This is a genomic window from Aquabacterium sp. (assembly GCF_049274795.1).
Taxonomy (GTDB): domain Bacteria; phylum Pseudomonadota; class Gammaproteobacteria; order Burkholderiales; family Burkholderiaceae_C; genus Aquabacterium.
This window is the reverse complement of the sequence record NZ_JBASTH010000110.1, coordinates 1-17,121: the sequence shown is the minus strand read 5'-3', so window position 1 is coordinate 17,121 and position 17,121 is coordinate 1. Positions and strand designations below refer to the sequence as shown.

Sequence of the window (17,121 nt, the reverse complement as noted above, 5' to 3'; positions counted from 1 at the left end):
CGGGAGATCAACATGTTTGAACGCATCATCAAATTCGCCATCGAACAGCGATGGCTTGTCTTGCTGGCCGTGCTGGGCATGGCTGCCATCGGCGTCTTCAGCTACACCAAGCTGCCCATCGACGCTGTTCCGGACATCACCAATGTCCAGGTCCAGATCAACACGTCTGCGTCAGGCTATTCGCCACTTGAAACAGAGCAGCGTGTCACCTACCCGGTGGAGACGGTGATGTCGGGCTTGCCGAAGCTTGTCCAGACCCGCTCGATCTCGCGCTACGGTCTCTCCCAGGTCACGGTGATCTTCAAGGACGGAACCGACGTCTACTTCGCCCGCCAACTCGTCGCAGAGCGCCTGGCTCAAGCTCGGGAACGCCTCCCCGCTGGCGTCAGCCCGGAAATGGGGCCAATCTCCACGGGCCTGGGGGAAATCTTCCTCTGGACGGTGGAGTCCAAGGAAGATGCCAAGAAGCCTGACGGAACACCCTATACGCCGACAGACCTCCGCGAAATCCAGGATTGGATCATCAAGCCCCAACTGCGCAACGTTCCGGGCGTGACTGAGATCAACTCGATTGGTGGCTACTCGAAGGAGTACCTGGTTGCACCAGATCCCGCCAAACTGTCTTCCCTCGGGCTCAGCCTGGCGGAACTCATCAAGGCCATCGATCTGAACAATGCCAACGTGGGCGCTGGCTACATCGAGAAGCGTGGTGAACAGTACCTCGTTCGTGCCCCTGGTCAGGTGAGCAGCCCCCAGGACATCTCCAATATCGTGGTCAAGAGCGTCAACGGACAGGTTGTCCGCATCGGTGACGTAGCCACGGTAGGGGTGGGCAAGGAACTCCGCACCGGTGCGGCTACGGACAACGGACGCGAGGTCGTTCTGGGCACCGTTTTCATGCTGATCGGAGAGAACAGCCGCGCCGTTTCTAAGGCTGTTTCCGAGAAGATGGTTGAAATCAACCGCTCCTTGCCGGAAGGCATTCACGCCATCACGGTGTATGACCGCACCAACCTCGTCGACAAGGCCATCGCCACGGTTCGCAAGAATCTGGTCGAGGGTGCCATTCTCGTGATCGTGGTGCTGTTCTTGTTCCTCGGCAACATCCGGGCGGCCATCATCACCGCGATGGTGATCCCCCTGTCCATGTTGTTCACCTTCACGGGCATGGTCAACCGAGGCGTCAGTGCGAACCTGATGAGCCTTGGCGCACTGGACTTCGGGATCATCGTCGATGGTGCGGTTGTGATCGTCGAGAACTGTGTACGCCGTCTGGCTCACGCTCAGGCTCATCATGGCCGAGAGCTGACATTAAAGGAGCGGTTCGAGGAGGTTTTCGCCGCGGCTCAGGAAGCTCGCCGCCCGCTGATCTTCGGTCAGATCATCATCATGGTGGTCTACCTGCCCATCTTTGCCCTCAGCGGTGTAGAAGGCAAAATGTTCCATCCGATGGCTTTCACGGTGGTTGCAGCGCTCATTGGCGCGATGATCCTGTCTGTGACCTTCGTGCCTGCTGCGGTCGCCCTGTTCATCGGTCGCAAGGTCGATGAAAAAGAGAACCGCCTTGTCACGGCCACCAAGCGTCTGTACGAGCCCATGCTCAAGAAGGCTCTGCGCAACGTGCCAGTGGTCGTAGCCAGTGCCATCGCCATCCTCTCGATCTCGGCGGTTGTCGGCTCCAAGATGGGCAGTGAATTCATCCCCAACCTGAACGAAGGCGACTTCGCCATGCAGGCCTTGCGGGTGCCTGCGACGAGCCTTTCTCAGTCGGTTGAGATGCAAAAGCAGATCGAAACGACGCTGAAAGCCAAGTTCCCGGAAATCGACCGCGTGTTTGCACGGACCGGTACGGCCGAGGTGGCCTCCGACCCCATGCCGCCGAACATCTCGGACGCATATGTGATGCTCAAGCCCATCGACGAGTGGCCCAAGCCCCGCAAGACGCGTGAAGAGCTGGTGACTGCTGTCCAGAAAGAAGTCGAGAAAATGCCGGGCAACGCCTACGAGTTCTCTCAACCGATCCAGTTGCGCTTCAACGAGCTCATTTCCGGGGTTCGCAGTGACGTTGCCGTCAAGGTGTTTGGCGACGACATGGACGTGCTCAATGCGGAGGCGGCAAAGATCGCTGCGACACTCCAAGGCATCAAGGGTGCTGCGGAGGTCAAGGTTGAGCAAACCACTGGTTTGCCCATGCTGACCGTAGCTATTGACCGCGCACGCGCGGCCAGGTATGGCCTGAATGCTGGGGATGTCCAGGAGACCCTGGCGACGGCGCTGGGCGGCAAAGAGGCGGGCACGATGTTCGAAGGGGACCGTCGTTTTGACATCGTGGTCCGATTGCCCGAGACACTGCGTGGCGACCTGGACGCAGTGAGCCGCTTGCCGATCCCCATCCCAGCGCAGGCTGCGGCGGGCGGAGCAGCCAGCGTTCGCTACATCCCGCTGTCCGAAGTCGCCGAGCTGAAGCTGGCCCCTGGCCCGAATCAGATCAGTCGGGAAAACGGCAAGCGTCGCGTTGTTGTTACGGCAAACGTGCGGGGTACCGACCTGGGTTCGTTTGTCTTGACGGCTCAGGATGCAGTGAACAAGCAGCTGAAGATGCCCCCCGGCTACTGGATTCAATGGGGCGGGACTTTCGAAAACCTCTTGTCGGCCACGCAACGCCTGCAGATCGTGGTCCCGGTGGCGCTTGCTCTGGTGTTCCTGCTGTTGTTCATGATGTTCAACAACGTCAAGGATGGTCTGGTCGTTTTCACAGGGGTTCCGTTTGCCCTCACAGGCGGCGTACTGGCCCTCTGGATGCGAGGAATACCCCTGTCGATCTCGGCTGCAGTCGGATTCATTGCACTGTCTGGCGTGGCCGTGCTCAACGGGCTGGTGATGATTTCCTTCATCCGAAGCTTGCGTGAGGAAGGCAAGTCACTCTATGACGCGGTGCTCGAAGGGGCTCTGACGCGACTTCGTCCGGTTCTGATGACCGCCATGGTGGCATCGCTCGGGTTCGTGCCCATGGCCCTGGCCACAGGTACGGGTGCCGAAGTGCAGCGCCCCCTCGCAACGGTCGTCATTGGCGGGATCATCTCGTCGACGATATTGACCTTGCTCGTCTTGCCTGTCTTGTACTGGCTTATCCATCGCAACGACGAGGCCAAGCGAGCGAGCACACCAATCGAGGCTACTGCATAACGCGGGTATATGCCGGCACCGCAAATGGGGCCGGCTCTCGGCTCTCTAGGGCGCCCGCAGTTCCGCGGTCGCCCGAACGAGCTTCGGTGCTGATCCGACGTACAACATCTGAGCGTCCTTCAGGACGCTCGGGCTCTGCCTTGGAGCGTCGCAATGTTGCCTTCGTTGTCTCACTTGGATGAGGCCGTATTTGCCGCGTGCAATGCGCTGATCCTCGTCATCGGTATCCTGATCTTCGCTTGGTGGATATCACGCCGTCCGCCATTGCCGCCAGAACCCAAGAAGCCGAAGTACGCCCAGCGGCTACAAAGCCAGTTCAAGCGTCGCAGCAGTGGAAAGAAGCAGGTGACATCGGAGGCTTTTCTCTCTGATTCGACCAAGGTTAAAGGCTCGCCGGCGGGCGTGCGCCAAAAGAAGAGAAAGCCGCGAAAGCCGCGCTAATCTTACTGTGTCACAAAAGTAGTTTTACGCTTGTGCTCCTGCCGTAAAAACAGCAGGCTAGGCTTGATACGTGGGTCAGATTTGGATGGAAATCACCGGGGTGGCTGGGTCACTTCGAGATGGAAATCAACACGCTTAGGTTCTCCTCCGCGCGTTCCTTAAGGCCCGCAAGGTTCCTGCCTGCCACCGCATCGGCAACGACGGCGCCGAAGGGTTGCCCCATGCCAAACTCTGGGGACTCCTCCAGGTCACGCCACCAGGGCAGGCCTTCGATGCGCAGTTCCTCATCTTCGGCCAGCATGCGATGGGCGACTGTGGCCGCGACGGCCTTGACTTCGTCCAGGGTGGCCGTGCGGTAGATCCTGGCGGCTTCTGGGGAGGGAACTGGCGGACTGAGGGCGCGGCCTTGTCGGTGCCGCTCCTCTAGAAAATTCGCCTGCCAGTGCGCTCCAAGCTGGGCAGCGCGGACATCGGCTTGAGCCCGGTTGATGTCCGCGAGGGCTTCCGTGTGTTCCTTCTTCCCGAAGGCTTGGTGAATGTCATCGGGAATTCGGATGCGGAAGTAGAACCGACCGCCTTTGATGACGAGATAGGGTGTTTTCTTTGACAACTTCGGCACGTCCTGATTGTCCCACGGCCCCGCATGAGAGTGGGGTTTGTGGGAAGGATTGTGGGAAGGTCAATGGGAGCTTCACCCTTTATTCATCGATATCTAGAGCCGACGCCCCAGGTGAGACGCATCGGATCTGAGCGCCACAAGCGCCTTTTTTGCTTTGGGGGCTGTGAGCGATCAGCTCGTCGGGCTGACCAGCATCTTCAGCTCGGGCGCGGCCTCCAGGAAGGGCGCCATCTGGGGCCCCAGCTGGCGGAAGTGGTCCGACTTCTTGTGCGCCTCGATGGCCTCGGGCGACTGGTAGCGTTCGACGAACACGTACACGGTGCTGTCCGCCGTGCGCCAGAGCGTGTACTCCAGGCATCCAGGCTCTGCCCGCGAGGCGGCCACGAGCTGGTTGGCGACTTCTTCGAACGCGGCCTGCTGGTCGTCCTTGACTTTGATTGTGGCAACGATGCCGACCATGGTGGGGTCCTTTCTGTGCGGTGGTGTTGTGGGGCCGGGTCGGATCAGGCGACTTCGAACAAGGCCGCAGCGCCCATGCCGCCACCGATGCACATGCTGACCACCACGTGCTTGGCCTTGCGGCGGCGCCCTTCCAGCAGGGCATGGCCCACCATGCGCGCGCCGCTCATGCCGTAGGGGTGGCCGATGCTGATGGCGCCGCCATTCACGTTGTACTTGGCCGGGTCGATGCCCAAGGTGTCGCGGCAGTACCGGGTCTGCACGGCGAAGGCTTCGTTGAGCTCCCACAGGTCGATGTCTTGCACCTTCAGGCCATGCTGCTTGAGCAGCTTGGGGATGGCGTACACGGGGCCGATGCCCATTTCTTCCGGTGCGCAGCCGGCCACGCTCATGCCCTTGTAGATGCCCAGCACCTGCAGGCCGCGCTTCTCGGCCGTGGCGCGCTCCATCAGCACGCTGGCGCTGGCGCCGTCGGACAGCTGGCTGGCGTTGCCGGCCGTGATCACGCCACCGTCGATCACGGGCTTGAGGCCGGCCAGGCCTTCATACGTGGTGTCGGGGCGGTTGCCTTCGTCCTGCGACAACAGCACATCTTGAAAGGTGACCTCGTCCGAGCCCTTGGCGCGCACGGCCATCCGGGCCTGGATGGGCACGATCTCATCCTTGAACAGGCCGGCCTGCTGGGCAGCGGCTGTGCGCTTTTGCGATTCGAGCGAGTAGCGGTCCTGAGCCTCGCGCGAGATGCCGTACTTCTTGGCGACGAACTCCGCCGTCTGCAGCATGGGCATGTAGGCCTCGCTGGCGTGGGCGATCACGTTGGGATCCCGCTCGCGCCCCACCCACTCGAAGTAGCGCTGCTGCAGGCCGCTGATGTTGTCCTGGCCGCCGGCCACCGTGATGTCCATGCCATCGACGATGATCTGCTTGGCGGCCGTGGCAATGGCCATCAGGCCCGAGGCGCACTGGCGGTCCATGGTCTGGCCCGACACCTCGACCGGGAAGCCCGCTGCCAGCAAGGCGGTGCGCGCCAGGTTGCCGCCGGCTGTGCCTGCGGTGAGCACGGCGCCCACCACCACGTCCTCGATCTCGCCACCCTCCAGGCCGGCGCGCGAGGCCGCGTGCGACAGCGCATGCGCCATGAGCGTGGGGGACTTGATGTGGTTCAAGGCGCCCTTGAAGGCCCGGCCGATGGGCGAACGGGCGGTCGAAACGATGACGGCTTCTCTCGTGATGATGGCCTTTTGCGTTGGCTTGGGGTGGAGCGCTGGGCGCTTCGGTTTGCTCAGCGGGACACGCCCCGCCACCTGCGTGGCGCGGAGCGTGCGAAGCCATCCTAGGTCAATCAGCCGGGCTGGTGGGAGGCTTTTCCGCAGGGCGGTGCGTGCAGATGGACTTCTACCGCAGGGCGGTATCCTGGGCGTGTTCGGCGCGGTTCGTCAGCACACCCAGGGGGACCACGCAGAGCGTGACGCCGTCCAGGGTGAGGACCAGGCCCAGTTGGCCACCCATCTGGGTGACGACGCTGGTGGTGAGGGGCGGCACCGAGGCTGATTCGCTGGCGGCCACGGTGTGCGTAGTGCGGGCTGTGGCCGATGCACTGATCGGCGGGTGGCGCAGCATGGCCCACAGGGTGTGCGGATCGCGCCGCTGCAGGGCTTGCAGGTACAGCCGAAAAGCCATGTCCTCGGTGGTGTCGGGTTCGGCGCCAGGTTCACGGGGCTTGGTATCAACCGCTTGCCGCAGCCTGAGCAGGGCGCGCCGCAACTGCTGGCGGCTGCCGGCTTCGGAGCGGCCGCTGGCCTGGGCGATCTCGGCATGGCTGGCATCGAACACTTCGTGCAGCAACAGGGCCGCGCCATCGGCCAGGCTGAGGTAGGCAGCGATCAGACGCAAGGCATGGGCGGCATCCTCGGCCAGTGCGGCATCCGATTCCGCGGAGGGCGATGTCAGGGCCGTGTCACCAGCGGTGGTGTCCACCAGCCATTGCTGCATCCATTGACGCCGCCGCAGGCGGTCGACGGCCAGGTTGCGCACCACGGTGAGCAGCCAGGCCTGGGCGGCGTTGAGCGCGTGCGCCTGGGTGGCTTCCAGCGCGCGCACGTAGGCGTCCTGCACGGCGTCTTCGGCCTCGGCGGGGCCCAGCAGGCGGGCAGCGGCCCGTACCAGGCGGCGGTGGTCGGCGTTGAGCAGGGCCAGGCGGCGTTCGTCGTGCATCCTGCGCAGCATGCCACAGGCCCTTTTTGCAGGGGCGGTGTCACGAAAGCGGCGCCTCGTTCGTCAAGGCTGGCATCTGGTTCACACACGAGGCATGACGAGCAATGACCACCATGGACACCCCTGATACTCCCACCGCAACACCCTCCAGCGCCACCGAGCCGCGCACCTCCTACCTGGAGGAGAAGGCTTTCAAGGCACGCACCCTGCTGATCTTCGGCACCGTCACGGATGTGATGGCCGCGGATGTGACGCGCCGCCTGATCGCGCTCGATGCCGAGAGCAGCGACCCGATCGACGTGCTGGTGAGCTCGCCGGGCGGCCACCTCGAATCGGGCGACACGATCCACGATGTGGTGCGTTTCATCGCCGCGCCCGTGAACATGATCGGCACCGGCTGGGTGGGCAGCGCCGCCACGCACCTGTACCTGTCGGTGCCGCATGAGCGGCGCTACTGCCTGCCCAACACGCGCTTCCTGATCCACCAGCCCAGCGGCGGCGCAGGCGGGCCGGCCAGCGACATCGCGATCCAGGCGCAGGAGATCGTCAAGGCCCGCGAGCGCATCGCCCGCACCATCGCACGGGAGACGGGCAAGGCGCTGGAGGTGGTGCTGGCCGACATCGCGCGGGATCGGTGGTTGTCGGCCGAGGAGGCCGTGGCCTATGGGCTGGTGTCGCGGATCATTGAGCGCAAGAGTGAACTCAGCGCGTCAGGCAGCGCTCGTTGACCAGAAGGCCTGGCGTGATGTGATGGTGGTGCTGTCGACCAAGGCCTTGAGGCGTTTTCCGTCGGGCATGCGCGCTGAGCGGGCGAGCATCGGCCATGGGATACGTTGCGGCGCCCCACGCCCCACGCCCCACTCCTGCGAGGCGGTCGATGGGGCGGGTGTCCGGGTCACCAGTTCGCGGTAGATCCCGCCTTCCTTCACGCTGCCACTCGTGGTCCCGGCGCCGTTGATGCGGGCGATGCAGTCATCCCTGTCCTTGGCGGGCAGTGCGTTGCAGCGCGCGGTGGCGTTGACCTCCGTGTCACCCGCCTTGGTGCTGGCGCCCAGCTGGCCACGCCGTGACTCGTCCCTGGCGGCGCCGGCTTCCTTCAGGCATGTGGCGCGGTCCTGCTGTGAACTGCCATCCATGCACGCCGCGCGTTCGCGCTCATAGCTGGATGCAGCGGTGTTGCCCGCGAAGGACTCGACCGCAAAGGCTGTCGCGGCACTCAACGCGGCGGCCATGAGGCCGATGGCGCGCAAGCTCGCGCCACGGGGAGGGTTCGGTGCTGCAGGGATATGGTGGGACATGCCGATGCTCCTTCTGAAGGCCCCGGCGGCATTGCCGACAGGGCCATGGCAGTTTAGGAAGCGCGCATCGGTTTCAACGTCGGACAGCCCTTGATCGCCACGGCAGCGTGTGCCGAAAGTGCTGTAGGTTGCGGCCTACAGCGTGGGTTCGCGCCTTAGCGCTTGTTGACCCGCAAGCCCACCAGCGCCGCGGAGGCGATGCCCAGCACCAGCGCCAGCGATGAGCCGTAGAACACACCGCTTGCCTGCCCATGGTCCAGCATGAAGCCGAACACCGGCGCGGCCACGGCAAAGCCCACGTCCAGCCCGGAGTACACCGTGCCGTAGACCCGGCCGGTCGCGCCCGGGGGCGCGGCGCGCTTGATCAGCATGTCGCGTGAAGGCCCGGCCAGGCCCGTGCCGAAACCAGCCAGCGCGGCGGCACCGGCCGCGATATAGCCAGGCAGCCAGCCCGTGGCCGTGAGCAGCAGCAAGCCGGCCGCCAGGGCCATGGCAATCGCGATGGTGCGCTCCAGCCTGGCCACACGTGCCACCAGGAAGCCGCCGATCACCATGCCGGCCGCGCCGCACAGCATGTAGCCCGTCACCACGAAGGCCGTGACCGACTCGGGCAGGCCATACATGCGCATCAGTGCCGGGCTGGAAAAGCTCTGGATGGCGCTCAGCGCGGCCGTGGTCCAGAAGAAAAACGAGAAGCACAGCCACACCGACGGCAGCTTCAGGAAGGCCATCGGGTGCTCCTCATGCGTGGGCGTGGCCTGCGCGCCGGGTTTGGCCGCACTGTCCCACTGGCCTGGCCGATCATCGATGGCATCGCGGTTGAGCACCAGGAGCACCAGCACCGCCAGCGACACCAGCGCGGCGGCCAGGTAGGCCGTGCGCCATTGGCCGCCGGCCCAGCCCGTCACCCCGATCAGGAATATCGGGGCCGAGGCCCAGCCCAGGTTGCCCGTGATGCCGTGTACCGAGAAGGCATGGCCCAGGCGCGGTGCCGACACGCGCTTGTTCAGGATGGTGAAGTCCACGGGGTGAAAGGGCGCATTGCCCAGCCCGGCCAGCGCGGCGGCCAGCATCAGGCCTGGGTAGCCCTGCGCCGTGGCGGCCGCCAGCGCGGCGCACACGAACAGGCCCAGCGCCGTGAACAGCACCGGACGCGCGCCCACGCGGTCCACCAGGAAGCCGGCCATGGCCTGGCCCACGCCCGAGATCACGAAGAACACCGACACCAGCAGACCCAGCTCCGAATAGCTCAGCCCGAAATCCCGGATGAACAGCGGGAACAGCGGCGGCAGCAGCATGTGGTTGAAGTGCGAGGTGCCGTGTGCCAGCCCGATCAGGCCGATGGTGGTGGCGTCCTGCCGGGCGCTGACGGGCGCCGGGGTGCCAAGGGTGGTCGTGTTCATGCCCGCACTGTAGGCGCGGGGCGCTTGTCCGGGTTACGATAGATCGACAATTTCTGTCGAGATCATGCCAAAACGCGCGCCATCTACCGTGTCGACGCCGGCTGCACCCGGGCGGCGCACCATTCCGCCGCTGGATCCGCAGCGCTACGGCCCCAGCATGGGGCGGCCCGTGCGCGCCAAGGCGCGCGTGATCACGGCCGATCTGCAGGTGGAGCCGCACAGCCACGCCTGGGGGCAGCTGGCGTTTTCGGCCACGGGCGTGGCGCGCATCACGGCGGGGCGCAGCACCTTCATCGTGCCGCCCTCGCGGGCGGTGTGGATTCCGCCGCACGTGGTGCATGCGGTCACGGTGCTGGAAGATGCCGACATGCGCACGGTGTATGTCCACCAGCAGGGGGGCGAGGTGGGCCCGCAGGTGCCTGCCGCCCAGCAGGCCGTGTGGCGCGAGTGCCGGGTGCTGGAGGTGACTGCCCTGATGCGCGAGCTGGTGCTGGAGCTGGCCCGGGTGCCGGCGCCAGGGCGCGATGCGTCCGGCCAGTTCCCTGAGGGCAAGCCAGGCGAGCGCGAGCGCTGCCTGGCGGCCCTGATCCTCGATGAGATGCGCCAGGCCAAGCCGGTGCCCCTGGGCGTGGCCCTGCCGGCGGACAAGCGCCTGCGCGCCCTGTGCGAGGCCGTGCTGAACGATCCTGGGCGCCACACCACGCTGGCCGGCTGGGCCGCCGAGGTGGGCGCCAGCCCGCGCACCGTGGCACGCCTGTTCCGCGATGAGCTGCAGACGAGCTTCGTGCAGTGGCGCCAGCAGGTGCTGCTGGCCAAGGCCCTGTCGCTGTCGGCGCGCAAGCGGCCCATGAGCCACATCGCGGCCGAATTGGGCTATGCCAGTGCCAGCGCGTTCACCGCCATGGTGACCCGTTCGGTGGGCATGCCGCCCAGCCGCTTCTTCGCGCTGGGGCAGTAGGCGCGCGGCGCGCAAGACTTGGCGCGGATCTTGCCGCGTTCACAGGCCTTGCCTGAGAACGAGAGGTCCCCGCCATGAAGACATTCATCCGCGTCGCCAAGGTCTGGCTGCCCGATGCCGGCCACACCGTGCGCACCCATGGTGCAGCCGTGGCCGGGCCCGAAGCGCAAGGCTTTTGCACCAGCAGCCAGGGCATGCGCTTCAAGCTGGGCGAGGGGCTGCCCGGCCTGGTCTGGCAGCAGGGCCGGCCCATGCTGCTCAAGCAGTTGCATGGCCTGCCTTGCCTGCGGGCCGAGGCGGCGCGCGCCGCGCGGCTGAGCAGTGCGATTGCGCTGCCGGTGTTTGTGCGTGGTGACCTTGCTCTCATCTTCTCGCACACCAGTGGCGCAGCGGGTGGAGGGCTGGTTGCCGGGAGATGCGCCGAACACACTGCGGCGCGCCTTCGGGTTCGATGAGGCCAAAGGCCCCATGGGTGATACAACGCTGGCCTGGGTGGGGGCCACAGCCCCGTCGGCAAGGCCTACCTGAGCGGTACGCCGTGTGTCGAAGCCCTGGCCGATGGTGCCCTGGTGGCAGTGCCGGTGGTAAGCGAGGGCGAGGTGTCCGAGGTGGTGCTGCTGACGTTGTGAGCTTCCAAGCCTCACAACACTTCGGTCTTCGCCGAAACATTCGTACCGTCATGTGTTGCACATTCGTTCTCGATTCAAGCAACCTTGAGCGCACATCATGACTGTGACCTGTTTCATCCGCTACCAGATCGACCCATTCCAGCGCGAAGCCTTCAAGCGGTACGCCGAAACATGGGGGCGAATCATTCCCCGTTGTGGCGGCAACCTCATCGGCTATTTCCTGCCTCACGAAGGCAGCAACGACGTGGCCTGGGGCCTGATTGGTTTCGATGATATGGCGGCTTACGAGCGCTACCGCTCGGTGCTCAAGGACGACGCCGATGGGCGGAGCAACTTCGAGCTGGCGCAGTCTCTACGCTTCATCCTCCGCGAGGAGCGAACTTGGCTTGAAGATGTCGGCGCGACGCGCGATGTAGCACGGCAGGTGACGCCATGATCGCGGTTATTTTTGAAGTAGACCCTTACCCTGGTGCCGCGCCTCGCTACTTTGAACTCGCAGCCGAACTCAAAGCCGACCTGGAGTCCATTGACGGCTTTATATCGGTAGAGCGTTTCGAGAGCCTTGCAAAACCCGGGCGATTCTTGTCCTTGAGCTTCTGGCGCGATGACGCTGCGGTGCGCAGTTGGCGTTGTCGTGGCACGCACCGTCAAGCCCAACAAGAAGGCCGTCGCGATATCTTTGCCGGCTACCGATTGCGGGTTGCAACGATTGTTCGCGACTACGGGTTGCTTGACTGCGAAGCGGCGGCGCCAGACTCTCGAAGCACGCTAATCTGACATGCATGAATACCCCCCATGAACCTCGCCTGGCCCGTGTGGCAGCCATCGTGGCAGACCCTACCCGGTCTCGGATGTTGACCTACCTGCTTTCCGGCGAATACGCCAGCGCGAGCGAACTGGCAAAGGCAGCTTCAGTGACGCCTGCCACGGCCAGTGGGCATCTGGGTAAGTTGATGGACGCAAAGTTTGTCGTCTGTGAGCCAAAGGGGCGCCACAGGTACTACCGCTTAGCCGACGCCGACGTGGCGCATGCGCTCGAAGCGCTAGCCTTGGTGGCTGAACGTGAAGAGCATGATCGCGCGTGGGCACACCCAGAGCGAGTTCGCCTACGCCTTGCGCGATGCTGTTACGGGCATCTGGCAGGCAAGCTCGGAGTTTCGATCTTTGATGCACTCCAGCTCGGAGCACATCTGAGATTGACGCCCTCAGGCTTCGATCTTACTGACTCGGGTAGGGCGTGGCTCGATGGGTTGGGGATGAGTCCAAGTCCACCCAGTAGTCGGCGTCGCTTTGCCTACGTTGTCTGGATTGGTCAGAACGCCGCGATCACCTCGCAGGCCAACTTGCAGATGAGATGTACCAGCATTTCACAGAAATGGGCTGGTTGCGACGCAGAGATGGCCGTACTGTGGAGGTCACCGTTCGTGGCCAACGGGAACTGCTAACTCTTTTGGACAAGAATGCCACCTGAGTTGGGGTAGAGCAGACTTTCGACGTTGGCGATACGCCGGCCAGCTAAGGACGGGCTGCAAAACCTGATCGCAGGGCGCGAGTCTTGCATGATGATGTCAAGTTAATGCGTGACGCAAGAACATGAAGCAAGTCAGTCAGGGATTGCTCAACCCACCAAGAAGGAGTCCAAACCCAAGAAGTTACCCAGGGCTCACATGCAGCGAGAAACGGATAGTCAAGCCACATGGTTTGACGACACGATGCTGGCGAAGGACTGTGATCACCAGCCCCCCCCATGGTCAAGCATGAACACCAGCCTGCTGCACCGCTCGTGAAGGTCGGTGATCTGATGTCGTCCGTGCGGCAGGAGTTCTTTCCTTTCAGTATCGAGCCCCGAGAGCATGACGGGTTCCGCGCCAGCCTGGCGTTCAAGCGAGGCCCCGGGCTCAGCATCGGCGCGGTGACCATTGATCCGCATGTGGCCACCGTGAGCCGTGGCAACAAGGCCGCGATGCAAAGCGGCATGAGCAAGGTGCTGTGGATCGACGAGGGTGAGGCCGAGTTCGAGCAAGGTGACTGGAGCTGGCGCTTGCAGCCCGGGCAATGGGCGGTCTATGACGTCGACCAGCCCTATCGTTTTCTGTCGACCACGCGCACATCGTTCATCACCATGGTGTGTGACCGCGCGCTGCTGGGGCCGATGGTTGCTGGCAAACCCAGCCCACAGGTGATGGACGATGTGGCGCTGCTGTCGCGTCAGTTCGTGCGCGCGGCGCTGGCTTCCGAGTTGACGCTGTCGCACCGCACTGTCAATGCACTGGCTCATGGCGTGGGCCAATGCCTGGGGGGCGCCGAGCTGGTGATGGAGGGCGTGCCCGCCACGGATCACCATCAGCAACTGCTCGACAAGGCCAGGCGCTACATCGAGCGCATGCTGCATGATCCGGCGCTGTGCCCGACCATGATCGCCAGTGCCTTGTGCGTGTCCCGACGCACGTTGTACGCCGCCTTTGCCGTGGCCAACGAGGCACCGGCGCGTGCCATCCAGGAGGCACGGCTGCGCCATGCGCAGCAGTTGTTGATGACGCAGCCTGTCAACCTCACCAGCCTGGCCTTGCACATGGGGTTCAGTGACGCGGCGCATTTCAGCCGCACCTACAAGAAGCTGTTCGGCGAATCGCCCTCCGCCACCAGGGACCGTGCCTCGCGTTGATTTGCACGGATCGACAAGCCCCCTGCGCAGAGGTGCAAGACGGCACCACGCTCCCACGGTCAGACTGAATCCGCAACCCACACCACAGCGGATTCATCCATGACACACGACGCCTCCCTCAAGACCTACCACCCCTACATCAACGGCCGCCCCTGGGAGTCGGCGGATCAGCCGCTGTACACGGTGGTCGATCCGTACACGAAGAAGCCCGTGGCCAACGTGCGCCTGGCCACTTCCAGCGACATCGACAAAGCCATCGAGCTGGCTGTGCCCGCGCAGAAGCAATGGGCGGCCTTGCTGCCTGCGCAGCGTGAAGCGGTGCTGCTCAAGGCGGCCGACATCGTCGAGCGCCGCCGCGATGAGATCGCCAGGGTGCTGATCCAGGAAGGCGGCAACGTCTTCGGCAAGGCCATGTTCGAGTGCGACTACATCATCAGCACCTTCCGCATCGCCGCCGGCCAGGTGCGCGATGTGCGCGGCGAGACCATGCCTTCCGATTCACCGAACCGCATCTCGATGACCATCCGCTCGCCCCTGGGCGTGGTGGCCGGCATCGGGCCGTTCAACGCGCCGCTGCTGCTCAATGGCAAGAAGCTGGCGCCGGCACTGGCGGCGGGCAACGCCTTCATCCTCAAGCCTTCGCCCTACACGCCGCTCACGGCCCTGCTGTTCGCCGAGATCCTGGAAGAAGCAGGCCTGCCGCCTGGCGTGCTGGCCGTGTTGCCGACCACCGATGAGGCCCTGGGCGAGAAGCTTTTCTCCGATCCGCGCATCGCCCTGGTCACCTTCACGGGCTCGGCCAAGGTGGGCTTCTTGCTGAGTGATCTGGCGGGCCGTCATCGCAAGAAGCTAGTGCTGGAGCTGGGCGGCAAGAGCCCCATCGTGATCCTCAAGGATGCCGACATGGACTACGCCGTGCGCTCCGCCGCGTTCGGCATCTACTTCAACCAGGGCCAAGTCTGCATGGCCAACAGCCGGATCATCGTCGAGGCACCGATCTACGACGAGTTCTGCAAGCGTTTTGCCGCCAAGGTGGCCGAGATCCCTTATGGCGATCCTTCCATCCCCACGACCGCCGTCGGCCCGCTGATCAGCGGGCGCCAGGTCGAGTTCGTGCAGAGCCACATCGCCGATGCCGTGGGCAAGGGTGCCAAGCTGCTGGTGGGCGGCCAGGTCGATGGCAATGTGATGGCTCCCGCGGTGCTGGCCAACGTGGCGCCGGGCATGGCGTGCTATGCGGAAGAGAGCTTCGGCCCGCTGGCCGCCATCTACCGTGCCGACGATTTTGAAGACGCCGTGCGCCTGGCCAATGACACGTCCTACGGCCTGTCATCGGGCATCGTGACCAATGACCTGCAGAATGCCTTCCAGTTCGCGCTGCGCATGAACGCGGGTGCCGTGCACATCAACGACAACAGCTTTGATGATGACCCCAACGCGCCCTTCGGCGGGTTCAAGGACAGCGGGCATGGCAAGGAGAACGGGCGCTACTCCGTGGCAGACATGACCGAGCTGAAATGGATCACCATCCAGCTCGGCGAGCGGCAGTTGCCCTTTTGACCGAGGCCGTGCGGCGTGGTCCTGTTCGCGCCGTTGGCTTTTCAGTCTGGCGATGGCCTGGTCTTGCGCCGCGCCCAGGTCGCACCCGCCACCTGCAGCTCCGTGCGCGTCAGTACATGCTGCGGCGTATCGAGCAGCATCTCGATCGCCAGGTCGATGAACGCGCGCAGGCCGATGTGGTCGGTCATGTGCTCCGGCAGGATGGGCGCCAGCCGCCCTTCGCGGATGTGGCTGGCCACACAGAAGTTAGCCAGTTGCCCGACCACCTGGCCGGCCAGCACGGCCTGGATCTCCAGATCGGTGTCGTTGGTGGACAGCGTGGGCGAGACATGCCGGTGCACCAGCTCGCCGTCGATGTGCAGGTACCAGGGCAGCACCTGCCCGGTGGCGGAAGGCGCTGCAACGGTGCGCGGACAGATCCGCCAGCGTGCGCGGCACACCATGGCGCGCCAGATAGCCTGGCGCCGCACAGATGGTGAGTTGAACCGGGAAGAGCCTGCGCGCGATGACGCCCTCGTCGGTGCTCGCGCCGACACGGAAGCCCACATCGACCCGGTCGAGCACCCAGTCGCTTTTGCCGTCGTCCAGCTGGACCTCGGGGTGTACGGCGGGATAGCGCCGACAGAACTCGTGGAGCACCGGCGAGAAGCAGGTTTCAAACGGACGCAACGACCGTGAGTTTTCGCCAGCGCTGATGCGCCCGCTTCAAGCCGCGCGGCGCACGATGGGCAGGCTGTCGCTGCGCTCGAAGGCCAGCAGCGCCTCCTTGCGGTCCAGCCCGCCGGCATAGCCGGTGAGCGCGCCACCGTGGCCCAGCAGGCGGTGACAGGGCACGATGATGGACCAGGGGTTGCGCCCCGTGGCTGCGCCCACCGCGCGGGAGGCCGATGGCCGCCCGATGGCCTGGGCCACCTGCCCGTAGGCCTGCGTCACGCCGAAATCGATGCGGGCCAGGGCCTGCCATACGGCTTGCTGGAAGGCTGTGCCCACGGGTGCCAGGGGCAGCTCGAAGTGCGTGAGTTCGCGGGCGAACCAGGCATCGAGTTGCTGGCCCGCCTGGCGCAGCAGCGGGTGGTTCGGTGTGTTCACCCAGTCGGCCCGTGGCCCGCTGAAATGGCGCTGTCCTTCGAACCAGGCGCCCTGTAGGCCGGCATCGTGCGCGGCCAGGATCATCGGGCCCAGGGGCGTGGCATGGGTGGTCCAGGCGTGGAGTGTGCTGCTCATGATCGTGCTCCTGTCGCGGGTGGTGTCGATGGTGATGGTGGGGTTGGCAGGCCTTCGCTGAGGCGGCGCCAGAGATGCAGGGTGGCGTAGCCCCGCCAAGGGCTCCAGGCTTCGGCGATGGCATCGGCCTGGGCGGCCTTGCTCACGCCCAGGGCCTTGTGCAGAGCGATGTCGCCACTGGGCCAGGCATCGGGCCAGCCCAGGGCGCGCAGCGCGATGTAGCGGGCCGTCCAGCGGCCGATGCCGGGCAGCGCTTCCAACTGGGCCATGGTGGCCTCGACATCGGCTGCGGGGCCCAGGTCCAGCCGACCGTCGGCCACCTCGCGGGCCAGCGCCTGGATCGCGCCCACGCGCTGGCGCACGATGCCCAGCGAGCCGATCTCGTCTGCGGAGGCATCGGCCACACGCCGCGCCGTGGGGAACAGGTGGGTGAGCGCCGCAAACGGCGTGGGCAGTGGCTCGCCC

General features: G+C 64.9%; 20 protein-coding genes and 1 pseudogene. 11 read left to right on the top strand and 10 right to left on the bottom strand.

Going from position 1 to position 17,121, the window contains the following annotated elements:
• The first annotated feature begins 12 nt into the window (after positions 1-12).
• Positions 13-3,186, top strand: coding sequence for an efflux RND transporter permease subunit (locus WAQ08_RS18450; RefSeq protein WP_422193637.1), 3,174 nt, complete (start codon positions 13-15; stop codon positions 3,184-3,186).
• A 153-nt stretch (positions 3,187-3,339) separates the two neighbouring features.
• Positions 3,340-3,627, top strand: coding sequence for a hypothetical protein (locus WAQ08_RS18445; protein WP_422193635.1), 288 nt, complete (start codon positions 3,340-3,342; stop codon positions 3,625-3,627).
• Between the two features lie 109 nt (positions 3,628-3,736).
• Here WAQ08_RS18445 and WAQ08_RS18440 read toward each other — a convergent pair whose 3' ends face one another.
• From WAQ08_RS18440 to WAQ08_RS18425, 4 genes are all read right to left on the bottom strand, one after another.
• Positions 3,737-4,246, bottom strand: coding sequence for a DUF6538 domain-containing protein (locus tag WAQ08_RS18440; RefSeq protein WP_422193633.1), 510 nt, complete (start codon positions 4,244-4,246; stop codon positions 3,737-3,739).
• A gap of 171 nt (positions 4,247-4,417) precedes the next feature.
• Entirely contained in the window at positions 4,418-4,705 is a 288-nt protein-coding gene (locus tag WAQ08_RS18435) for a putative quinol monooxygenase (protein WP_422193631.1), read from the bottom strand.
• Between the two features lie 44 nt (positions 4,706-4,749).
• Positions 4,750-5,937, bottom strand: coding sequence for an acetyl-CoA C-acyltransferase (locus WAQ08_RS18430; protein WP_422193680.1), 1,188 nt, complete (start codon positions 5,935-5,937; stop codon positions 4,750-4,752).
• 163 nt (positions 5,938-6,100) lie between these two features.
• Complete coding sequence (locus WAQ08_RS18425) at positions 6,101-6,919, bottom strand: sigma-70 family RNA polymerase sigma factor (RefSeq protein WP_422193630.1); 819 nt, start codon at positions 6,917-6,919, stop codon at positions 6,101-6,103.
• 113 nt (positions 6,920-7,032) lie between these two features.
• Here WAQ08_RS18425 and WAQ08_RS18420 point away from each other — a divergent pair, with 113 nt between their 5' ends.
• The gene (locus WAQ08_RS18420; RefSeq protein ID WP_422193628.1) at positions 7,033-7,647 is read left to right on the top strand and encodes an ATP-dependent Clp protease proteolytic subunit; all 615 of its coding nucleotides are present in this window, start codon (positions 7,033-7,035) and stop codon (positions 7,645-7,647) included.
• Here WAQ08_RS18420 and WAQ08_RS18415 read toward each other — a convergent pair.
• Together WAQ08_RS18415 and WAQ08_RS18410 are read right to left on the bottom strand one after the other, a co-directional pair.
• The gene (locus WAQ08_RS18415) at positions 7,630-8,217 is read right to left on the bottom strand and encodes a hypothetical protein (RefSeq protein WP_422193627.1); all 588 of its coding nucleotides are present in this window, start codon (positions 8,215-8,217) and stop codon (positions 7,630-7,632) included. The two genes, WAQ08_RS18420 and WAQ08_RS18415, sit on opposite strands and share 18 nt — an antisense overlap.
• A gap of 155 nt (positions 8,218-8,372) precedes the next feature.
• The gene (locus tag WAQ08_RS18410; protein WP_422193625.1) at positions 8,373-9,620 is read right to left on the bottom strand and encodes an MFS transporter; all 1,248 of its coding nucleotides are present in this window, start codon (positions 9,618-9,620) and stop codon (positions 8,373-8,375) included.
• Between the two features lie 64 nt (positions 9,621-9,684).
• Here WAQ08_RS18410 and WAQ08_RS18405 point away from each other — a divergent pair, with 64 nt between their 5' ends.
• The 8 genes and pseudogenes from WAQ08_RS18405 to WAQ08_RS18370 all read left to right on the top strand — a co-directional run bounded on the left by WAQ08_RS18405 (position 9,685) and on the right by WAQ08_RS18370 (position 15,432).
• Positions 9,685-10,578, top strand: coding sequence for an AraC family transcriptional regulator (locus WAQ08_RS18405; protein WP_422193624.1), 894 nt, complete (start codon positions 9,685-9,687; stop codon positions 10,576-10,578).
• Between the two features lie 74 nt (positions 10,579-10,652).
• Positions 10,653-11,033, top strand: coding sequence for a hypothetical protein (locus WAQ08_RS18400; protein WP_422193622.1), 381 nt, complete (start codon positions 10,653-10,655; stop codon positions 11,031-11,033).
• A gap of 271 nt (positions 11,034-11,304) precedes the next feature.
• Positions 11,305-11,643, top strand: a complete 339-nt coding sequence (locus WAQ08_RS18395; protein ID WP_422193621.1) for an NIPSNAP family protein — start codon at positions 11,305-11,307, stop codon at positions 11,641-11,643.
• A complete protein-coding gene (locus WAQ08_RS18390; protein ID WP_422193620.1) occupies positions 11,640-11,984 on the top strand; it encodes an antibiotic biosynthesis monooxygenase family protein in 345 nt (114 codons plus the stop codon). Before WAQ08_RS18395 ends, WAQ08_RS18390 begins: the two co-directional genes overlap by 4 nt.
• 5 nt (positions 11,985-11,989) lie before the next feature.
• Positions 11,990-12,181: pseudogene (locus WAQ08_RS18385) on the top strand (ArsR/SmtB family transcription factor); the annotation flags it as partial.
• Between the two features lie 88 nt (positions 12,182-12,269).
• A complete protein-coding gene (locus WAQ08_RS18380) occupies positions 12,270-12,401 on the top strand; it encodes a hypothetical protein (RefSeq protein WP_422193683.1) in 132 nt (43 codons plus the stop codon).
• A 553-nt stretch (positions 12,402-12,954) separates the two neighbouring features.
• Positions 12,955-13,872 carry a helix-turn-helix domain-containing protein gene (locus WAQ08_RS18375; protein WP_422193618.1) on the top strand — a complete coding sequence of 306 codons (918 nt, stop codon included), beginning with the start codon at positions 12,955-12,957 and terminating at the stop codon, positions 13,870-13,872.
• Positions 13,873-13,971: 99 nt separating this feature from the next.
• A complete protein-coding gene (locus tag WAQ08_RS18370) occupies positions 13,972-15,432 on the top strand; it encodes an aldehyde dehydrogenase family protein (RefSeq protein ID WP_422193617.1) in 1,461 nt (486 codons plus the stop codon).
• Between the two features lie 41 nt (positions 15,433-15,473).
• Here the strand turns inward: WAQ08_RS18370 and WAQ08_RS18365 are convergent, their stop codons facing one another.
• The 4 genes from WAQ08_RS18365 to WAQ08_RS18350 all read right to left on the bottom strand — a co-directional run.
• Positions 15,474-15,713: a hypothetical protein gene (locus tag WAQ08_RS18365; protein WP_422193616.1), complete on the bottom strand. Its 240-nt coding sequence runs from the start codon at positions 15,711-15,713 to the stop codon at positions 15,474-15,476.
• On the bottom strand, positions 15,679-16,071 hold the full coding sequence (locus WAQ08_RS18360; RefSeq protein ID WP_422193614.1) for a LysR substrate-binding domain-containing protein: 393 nt from the start codon (positions 16,069-16,071) through the stop codon (positions 15,679-15,681). Before WAQ08_RS18360 ends, WAQ08_RS18365 begins: the two co-directional genes overlap by 35 nt.
• Positions 16,072-16,137: 66 nt before the next feature.
• Positions 16,138-16,656: a methylated-DNA--[protein]-cysteine S-methyltransferase gene (locus tag WAQ08_RS18355; protein WP_422193612.1), complete on the bottom strand. Its 519-nt coding sequence runs from the start codon at positions 16,654-16,656 to the stop codon at positions 16,138-16,140.
• Positions 16,653-17,121, bottom strand: a 469-nt coding sequence (locus WAQ08_RS18350; RefSeq protein WP_422193611.1) for a DNA-3-methyladenine glycosylase family protein, incomplete at its 5' end; no start/stop codon positions are given. The genes WAQ08_RS18350 and WAQ08_RS18355, both read right to left, overlap by 4 nt.